General features: G+C 72.2%; 6 protein-coding genes, 1 other RNA gene and 2 pseudogenes. 4 read left to right on the top strand and 5 right to left on the bottom strand.

The genetic code is table 11. The annotated features are described in order from the left end of the window. Window positions 1–246: 246 nt before the first annotated feature. Window positions 247–1,683: an RNB domain-containing ribonuclease gene (locus ACWF94_RS26880; RefSeq protein WP_453493653.1), complete on the top strand. Its 1,437-nt coding sequence runs from the start codon at window positions 247–249 to the stop codon at window positions 1,681–1,683. 221 nt (window positions 1,684–1,904) lie between these two features. Here ACWF94_RS26880 and ACWF94_RS26875 read toward each other — a convergent pair whose 3' ends face one another. Continuing rightward, window positions 1,905–2,810: a hypothetical protein gene (locus ACWF94_RS26875; RefSeq protein ID WP_453493650.1), complete on the bottom strand. Its 906-nt coding sequence runs from the start codon at window positions 2,808–2,810 to the stop codon at window positions 1,905–1,907. Beyond that, on the bottom strand, window positions 2,807–3,604 hold the full coding sequence (locus ACWF94_RS26870) for a MerR family transcriptional regulator (RefSeq protein ID WP_453493647.1): 798 nt from the start codon (window positions 3,602–3,604) through the stop codon (window positions 2,807–2,809). The genes ACWF94_RS26875 and ACWF94_RS26870 overlap by 4 nt, the downstream gene beginning before the upstream one ends. A gap of 153 nt (window positions 3,605–3,757) precedes the next feature. On the opposite strand from ACWF94_RS26870, the gene rnpB reads away from it, so the two are divergent. Further along, an RNA gene (gene rnpB / locus ACWF94_RS26865) (RNase P RNA component class A) lies at window positions 3,758–4,162 on the top strand. A gap of 194 nt (window positions 4,163–4,356) precedes the next feature. On the opposite strand, the gene ACWF94_RS26860 is transcribed toward rnpB, so the two are convergent. Then, window positions 4,357–4,602, bottom strand: coding sequence for a hypothetical protein (locus ACWF94_RS26860; protein ID WP_453493644.1), 246 nt, complete (start codon window positions 4,600–4,602; stop codon window positions 4,357–4,359). Window positions 4,603–4,762: 160 nt separating this feature from the next. Here ACWF94_RS26860 and ACWF94_RS26855 point away from each other — a divergent pair, with 160 nt between their 5' ends. Further along, a complete protein-coding gene (locus ACWF94_RS26855; RefSeq protein ID WP_453493641.1) occupies window positions 4,763–5,011 on the top strand; it encodes a hypothetical protein in 249 nt (82 codons plus the stop codon). Window positions 5,012–5,185: 174 nt separating this feature from the next. Here ACWF94_RS26855 and ACWF94_RS26850 read toward each other — a convergent pair whose 3' ends face one another. Together ACWF94_RS26850 and ACWF94_RS26845 are read right to left on the bottom strand one after the other, a co-directional pair. Then, a complete protein-coding gene (locus ACWF94_RS26850; protein WP_453493639.1) occupies window positions 5,186–5,971 on the bottom strand; it encodes an SAM-dependent methyltransferase in 786 nt (261 codons plus the stop codon). Between the two features lie 154 nt (window positions 5,972–6,125). Beyond that, a pseudogene (locus tag ACWF94_RS26845) lies at window positions 6,126–6,592 on the bottom strand (sel1 repeat family protein); the annotation flags it as partial. Between ACWF94_RS26845 and ACWF94_RS26840 the strand changes: the two are divergent. Further along, window positions 6,559–7,699, top strand: a pseudogene (locus ACWF94_RS26840) (IS701 family transposase); the annotation flags it as partial. The pseudogenes ACWF94_RS26845 and ACWF94_RS26840 overlap by 34 nt on opposite strands. Between the last annotated feature and the right edge of the window lie 118 nt (window positions 7,700–7,817).

Below are 7,817 nucleotides of genomic sequence, written 5' to 3'. Positions count from 1 at the left end.
AGCCGGGGGGTCCCAGCCGGGTCCCGGGCCGGGGGCGCCGCGCCGGGGATCCCTGGTCGGCTGCCGAGCCGAGGGTTCCAAGCCGGGTCCCGGGCCGGGTCCCGGGCCGGGGGTTCCGCGCCGGGTCCCGCGCCGGGTTCCGCGCCGGGTCTCCCGGTCCGGATGCCAAGCCAGGTCCCGAGCCGCCCGCCGCGGACGGAGACGGCCCGGCGTGCCGTGCGCCCCCGCCCGCCATACGCTCGATCCATGCCCCGCCGCCTGATGCACACGACCGGCGCAGCCGAGGCCCCGCTGCGGGCAGCGCTGCGCGAGTTGCGGACACGGCTCGGCGTCCCGGCGGACTTCCCGCCCGCCGTCCGGGAGGAGGCCGAGTCCGCGGCCCGGTCCCCGCGGCTGCCCCGGTCCGACGCCACCGGCATCCCCCTCTTCACCATCGACCCGCCGGGGTCCACCGATCTCGACCAGGCGCTGCACCTCGCCCGCCACCAGAGCGGATTCCGGGTGCACTACGCGATCGCCGACGTCGCCGCGTTCGTGGCCCCGGGCGGCGCGCTCGACGCCGAGGCCCACCGCCGCGTGCAGACGCTCTACTTCCCGGACGGAAAGGTTCCGCTGCACCCGGAGGTGCTCTCCGAGGCCGCCGCCAGCCTGCTGCCCGGCCGGACGGTCCCCGCGCTGCTGTGGCGGATCGACCTGGACGCCGAGGGGCGCACCGTCGCCGCCGAGGTACGGCGGGCGCTCGTCCGCAGCCGGGCGCGACTGGACTACGAAACCGCCCAGCGGCAGATCGACGCGGGCACCGCCGACGAACCGCTCGCGCTCCTCAAGGACATCGGGCTGCTGCGGGAGGCGCTGGAGCGCGAACGCGGCGGGATCTCCCTCAATGTGCCCGAGCAGGAGATCACCGAGCGGGACGGCGCGTACGAACTCGAATACCGCGCCCCGCGCCCCGCCGACGGCTGGAACGCCCAGCTCTCCCTCCTCACCGGCATGGCCGCGGCCGACATCATGAAGACGGCGGGCACCGGTGTCCTGCGCACCCTGCCGACCGCCCCGGACGGCGCGGTGGCGACGCTGCGCCGCTCGGCCAGGGCCCTGGGGGTCGACTGGCCGCACCATGTCTCGTACGCCGATGTCGTACGGTCCCTCGATCCGCGCGACGCCCGCCACGCCGCCTTCCTCCAGGACTGCACGGCCCTCCTGCGCGGCGCGGGCTACAGCGTCTTCACCGGCGGCAGACTGCCGTCGCCCGCGATCCACGCGGCCGTCGCCGACGAGTACACACACTGCACGGCCCCGCTGCGGCGGCTGGTCGACCGGTACGCGGGCGAACTGTGCGCCGCGGCCTGTGCGGGGCAGGGGGTGCCCGAGTGGGTGCTCACCGCGCTGGACGCACTGCCCCGGGAGATGGCGGACGGTTCCCGCCGTGCCAACACGGTGGAGCGCGAATGCGTCGATGTCGTCGAGGCGGCGCTGCTCAGAGGGCGGGTGGGCGAGGTCTTCGACGGGTTCGTGGTGGATGTGCAGGAGAACGAACCCAGCGTCGGTACGGTCCACCTCCAGGACCCCGCGGTGGTCGCGAGAATCGAGGGCGACGGCACCCTGCCCCTGGGCGAACCCCTACGGGTCCGGCTCACCCGCGCGGACCCCGGTACGGCGAAGGTGCTGTTCGCCCCGGCGTGACGGGTCGGCGGGCCGGGGCGTGACCGGCCGGCAGGCCGACGGGCGGCCGGGGCGTGACGGGCCGACGGGCCCCGGGCGGGACCGGCCAGCGGGCCGACGGGCATCGGGCGCGACCGACCGATGGGCCCGGGCGGGACCGGGCGTCACGGGTCCGGGCGTCACGGGCACGGGGCCGGGGCTCTGGTCAGGCGGACCGGCACCCCACCGCAGCCCCGCCCACCTCAGCCCCGCTCGCGCTCCCGCCCCGGGTCCTGTTCCCGCTCCCGCCCCGGGGCCGGGTCCTGACCTGGCACATGCTCCCCGAGCCCCGACCGCGTCAGCTTGAGCGCGGCCACCAGTGCCTGTGGGTCGTCCGCGTGGAAGCGGATGGTGTGCGCGGTCCCGCGCCGGCCCAGCGGCCGTACGTAACCGACCGGCGCCGCCAGTTCGACGGCCACCGTCGTCTGCCCGCCCACGATCAGCTCCATCGATCCGTCGTCGCGCTGCTGGACCAGGCTGCCGGTCGGATAGCGGCGCTCGACCCGCGCCCGGAGGATGTCCCGCGCGGGAATCCGCAGATCGAACAGCGCGCCGTAGCGGAGCCGCAGCGATCCGTCCGCGCCCACCACATGGGGGCGGGTGACGCAGGAGGCGTTGATGGCGAGCATCAGCACCAGCCCGTACACATCGATGACCAGGGTGATCAGATGGACGAGCGGCCAGGGGATCACCACCGCCAGTGCCACGGTCTCCACGAGGGACACAAAGATCATTCCCCACATCATGGCGGTCTGGGGCGCGGTGTACGCCGCCGCGTGGGCGCCGGTCCCGACACCGTGGCGCCGCCGCAGCACCCAGAGCCCCAGGCTGTGCAACGCCCGCACCTCGTGCACGAGCAGCCGGCGCAGGACGACCGGGACGAGGGTGTCGACGGCCGTACGCAGGGCCGCCCGCCGGTCCGCTCCGGTCCGGCGGGCCGCGCCGTACAGCCGCAGGAACACCGTGGTCTCCAGCGCGAGGACTCCGACGACCAGCGATTCGGCGACGACGAGCACGGCGCCCGGCACGGCCACATCCGCCAGCAGCGCGACGACCAGGGCGATCTCCCCGGGCAGTACCGCCCACAGGGCGATCCGGGCGGCCTTCACCGCAGCTCCCGGGCGCGTGCGGCGAGGCGTGCCAGCATCCGCCGTACGACGGCGGCCTGAGCCGGCGCGAAGTCGGCGAGGAACGCCTCCCCGAAGGTGTTTCCGGCGTCGTTCGGCCCGCTGTCCGCCGTCCAGTCACCCGCGTCGCCGATCAGCCCGAACAGCTCATCGGGCAGGCACCCGGCGAGATCATCGCTGAGGGGCCCGACGCGTGGGTCGTCGGCGTCCGCGTCCGCGAGGTCGTCGAGACGCTCGTACAGCTCCTGGACGCGCGCCAGCCACTCGGGGTCCTCCATCATCGGCCGGAGCGCGGTGAACATCCGCTTCCGTTCCTCCGGTGCCATCACACTGTCCAGCAGCGCCATGTGCGAACGGTCCTTGGCGACCATGGGCGAGTCGCTGGGCCCGAGCGCGCCGAGCAGTCCGGCGAGTTCGGGCGAGACGGGCCCTTCGACGGGCAGCCGCCCCTCTTTCGCCTGCTCGATCAGGAACCCGAGCCTGGCGCGCTGCTCGGCGACGGCGGCCTCCTGACGCACCAGATCGGCGTCCAGTTCCTCCAGCACCTCCACCAGTTCCCGCCCCGCGTCGTCGGCGATCACATCACGCACCTCGGCCAGCCCGAGCCCCAGCTCCGTGAGCCGCCGGACCCGGGCGAGGACGACCGCGTGCTGCAGGCCGTAGTCGCGATAGCCGTTGGGGCGTCGTTCGGGTTCGGGCAGCAGCCCGAGATGGTGGTAGTGGCGGACGGTACGGGGGGTGACGCCGACGAGTGCGGCGATCTCTCCGATCCTCATGGGACCAGTGGAAACCATGACGTCGCGACAAGGTCAAGGACCCGGCCGCACCCGGCGCCGGAGCCGTACGGAGCCGGTACGGAGCCGGTACGGAGCCGTACGGAGCTGATCGTCCGGGCCCGCGATGGCGGGTAACATGGTCGCCACGGCAGACGAGCCGGGCGGACGGCCGCGTGAGGATCCCCGGATCCTCCCGAGGAACGTCCGGGCTCCACAGGGCAGGGTGGTGGCTAACGGCCACCCGGGGTGACCCGCGGGACAGTGCCACAGAAAACAGACCGCCGAGGGCTTCCGGCTCTCGGTAAGGGTGAAACGGTGGTGTAAGAGACCACCAGCGCCTGGGGTGACCCAGGCGGCTAGGTAAACCCCACCCGGAGCAAGGTCAAGAGGGGCCGCTGAAACCAACGGCTCTGCGCGGACGTTCGAGGGCAGCCCGCCCGAGTCCGCGGGTAGACCGCACGAGGCCGGTGGCAACACCGGCCCTAGATGGATGGCCGTCTCCCCGGCCGCCGCGAGGCGACCGGGCGACAGAACCCGGCGTACAGCCCGACTCGTCTGCCGCTACCGCTCCGGCCCTGGTCAGAGCGGTGCTCCACTCTGCCCGCACTCGTGGGGTCGAATCGGGGTCGAATCAGGTGCGCGGACCGTTCCACGGGCCCGGCCCGCCCTCGCGCCGCGATGGTCAGCCTCGTTGCGTCGTTGAGTCCGGCACATCAGGGGCGGCCGGGGTCAAGCCCCTTCGCCGCCCGGTTTCACGCTGTGGCCCGCACCGCACGGTCGCGGACCGTGGTGAACAGACCGCTGAAAGTGACCACCTTCACGCCCTCCACAGCCATGGGCGGATGCGCGTAGGTGTCCCACGTCTCGGAGAACTCCGCGTGCCGCGAGAGCGCCTGCACCGTCTTCGGATCATGGAGGCCGGACGCCCCGAGCCGGGACGTAGAGAAGTGCTTGAGGTCGTGGAAGCGAGTGCGCGCCGGCAGTCCGGCCAGTCCCACCGCTTCCCTGAACTTCTCGTTGAACCTGTTGCGGTGCAGCGGGCCTGCCGTCCCGCGCGGTCACCATCAGCCCCTCGTCAGGCGGCGGCACGTAGCCGCGCTGAAGTCGCTTCTGCCGCGCCCTTCTGGACACCGGCTCCGGTCCGGTGAACCGGGCCCTGTGAGCGGCCAGCCGCTGCATCAGGAACCGGTCCACGGGGAGCGTCACCTTGCTGGCCTTCGTCTTCAGCTTGTTCGCCTGCCCGTTCTGCCGCTGCTCCTTTACGTAGAGGACGCTGTCAGCCCAGCCGACATTCTCCTCTCTCAGACCGAACGCCTCTCCATCACGAAATCCGGCGCACGCCGCGATCCAGATCAGAGCTTCAGCCAGGTCACGGTTCGCACCAGCTTCGCCACCAACCGGCCCTGACCGCCGGTACCCCGCCCCCGCGTCTCACGACCGGGGGCGGTCGCAGGTTCGGTGGTTAGAAGACCTCTGGGTTATGAGCCCAGTGAGCTACCGAGCTGCTCCACCCCGCGTCTGTGAAACGAACTTCACGTGACGCACGGGTAGGGAGCAAATCGCAGAGCCCCGCTCAATGCATCAGCGCTTGCGCGCCACCCCCCCGGCCATCAGTCGCTGCGCGACGTTCAACGGCTCCTCGACCGGCTCCGTCGGACGCCACAACGGCAGGGACACCACACCGGGGTCCAACAGCTCGTACCCGTCGAAGTACGCGGTGATCTCCTCGGTGGTGCGGAAGCGGCCCGTACCGAGGAGGTGCAGCATCGTCTGCTCGACGGCCCGGGTCTCCGGTCCGGTGTCGCAGAACGCCGTGATCACGAGGTGGCTGCCCGAGGGCACGTGGGACATGTACGCGTCGACGATGCCCTTGGGGTCCTCGTCGTCGTGCAAGTGGTGGAGGACGCCGACGAGCAGCACGCCGACCGGCTCGTCGAAGTTGATCAGCCGCTTGACGGCGGGTTCCTGGAGCACGGTCCGCGGGTCGCGCAGGTCCGCGTTGGAGACGCCGGTGTTCGCGTTCTCCCCCAAGCGGGCGTGCCCGTGGGCGAGGACGATCGGATCGTTGTCGACGTAGACGACCCTGGCTTCGGGGTTGACGCGCTGAGCCACTTGGTGGGTGTTCTCCAGCGTGGGGAGCCCGGCACCGAGGTCGATGAACTGCTTGATCCCCACCTCGGACGCCAGGTGGCTGACCGTGCGGCCGAGCACGGCCCGGTTGAACCACCCCACGTCCCCGATGTGCGGCACCGTCTGCTTGACCCCTTCGGCAACCGCGCGGTCGACCTCGTAGTTGTCCTTGCCGCCGAGGACCGCGTCGTAAACCCGCGCGATACTGGGCTTGCTCGTGTCGATTTCCTCCGCCACCGCGACTCTCCGTCCCTGCGCCACCCGTACGGGCGGTATCCAGCCGCCAGGTTACCCCCCATGACGTGCGCCACAGTTATCGCGGGCACCTCGTTTTTCATAAATGACGGCCCGTCAATTTCCGACTCAGCCTACGAGTCGGCACCGCACGGTGTCAGGCGGAGAGTTCCTCGCCCAGTGCGTCCCTCAACCGGCCGGCGGGCGCGCGGCGACTTCCCCGGGTCCGAAGGACACCGTGAGGTCGGCGCACCGCTGGCCTTCGGCCAACTCTTCGCGCCGTGCGGGCAGCAGTGCCAGCCGCAGGGCGGCCCGTCCGTGCCCGGCGCGGGCGGCGCGCTTCCACCACAGTGCGGCCTCGGGCTCGCTGCCCTCCCGGGCGGGCAGCAGCTCCAGGTTGAAGGCGCCGTTGCGACTGCCGGCCTCCGTCGCGAGGCGGTACCAGCGGACCGCCTCGACGACATCGCCGCGTGCAGAGGCGAACACCCCGACCCGCACCTGGGCCCGTCGGTGCCCCTGTTCCGCAGCCCGCTCGTACCACTCCTCGCACTCAGTGCGCTCCAGCACCGGCTCCCTCAACTCGTGTGCGGGAGCCAGCGACTGCCCCGCACCCGGGCGGCGTGCTGGTGATCGGCGACTCCGGCGACCGCAAGGACGGAAGCACGACCGCGCACGTGGGCAAGCAGTACCCGGGCTCGGTCGGGAAGATCGACCGTGGCGTCGTCACCGTGACCACCTGCTGGGCGGACGAGCGCGTCTACTACCCGCTGCACACCGTGCCCTGCACTCCCGCCCACCACATTCCCGAACGGCAGGAACGACCCCGCCTTCCGCACGAAACTGCAGATCGGAGCCGCCCTGGCCCGGCAGGCGAAGGAAACGGGAGTGCCCTTGCGGGCAGTGGCCGCCGACTGCGCCCACGGCGACCAGGACGGCTTCCGCCGTGAACCGGCCGCCGCCGGCCTGCCGTTCGTGACGGCGATCAAGCCCCGCCGTGGCACCTGGGCCTACGGGGACGAGGCGTACACCCCCGTCGATGCCGCCCGCACCCTGGCCTGGCATGGCCCGGACGAGCCGGGCGAGCGGAGCGCGGTCACCCGCACCTTCCGCGACGGGCACACCACCACCTGGTGGGCCGCCGACGCGCGACCGGGCTGGTGGGGCCCCGACGGAAACGTCCGCCTGGTCGTGGCCACCACCGACCCCGCCACCCTGCCCGCGCGGTCCACCTGGTACCTGGCCACCGACCTGCCCCGGCCCGGCGGACCACGTACGGCGGACAGCCCGAACCCGCCGGCCGACCTGACCGAGATCGTGCGGATCCACGGCCTTCGGCACTGGATCGAGCAGAGCTACAAACAGATCAAGGACGAACTCGGCCGGGCCGACTTCCAAGTCCGCTCCGACACCGCGACCCGCCGCCACCAGACCCTCTTCACCTGCGCGTTCTCCTTCTGCTGGGACACTTGGTTCGCCCCACCCCCACGCGCCGGCGACCAGGAACCGGCCGCCGGCCGGGCAGAGAGAGGGCCATCCGCCGTCCCACCCGGCCTGCCGGCCCAAGGCAATCCGGGCCGTCCGTAGCTGGCTGGCGCCCTGGGCCACACTGCAACGCTACTGGCGAGCCCGGACAACCAAGCCCCCGCCCACCGAACTCCAAAACCTGATCAACGCCCTCAGCACCGGAAGACCCATCGATCTCTACACCCCGGTCCAACAAACCACCGCTAGCTGTCGCCGAGGGAACTCGGGTACGGGTTTGGGCTTGCTCCGGGGCTGTTCCCCGCCGAACGCCGGAGTCTCCACCAGGGTCGTCGACCGGCCGGTCAGAGACAGGTGCACGGCGGCG

The organism is Streptomyces sp. NPDC055078, assembly GCF_053607985.1.
This window is presented reverse-complemented; position numbering and strand designations above follow the sequence as displayed.

What these genes read in the sequence shown, in the direction of transcription:
- ACWF94_RS26880 (WP_453493653.1), top strand. Translation starts at nt 247, where the DNA reads ATGCCCCGCCGCCTGATGCACACGACCGGCGCAGCCGAGGCCCCGCTG.
- ACWF94_RS26870 (WP_453493647.1), bottom strand. Translation starts at nt 3,604, where the DNA reads ATGAGGATCGGAGAGATCGCCGCACTCGTCGGCGTCACCCCCCGTACC.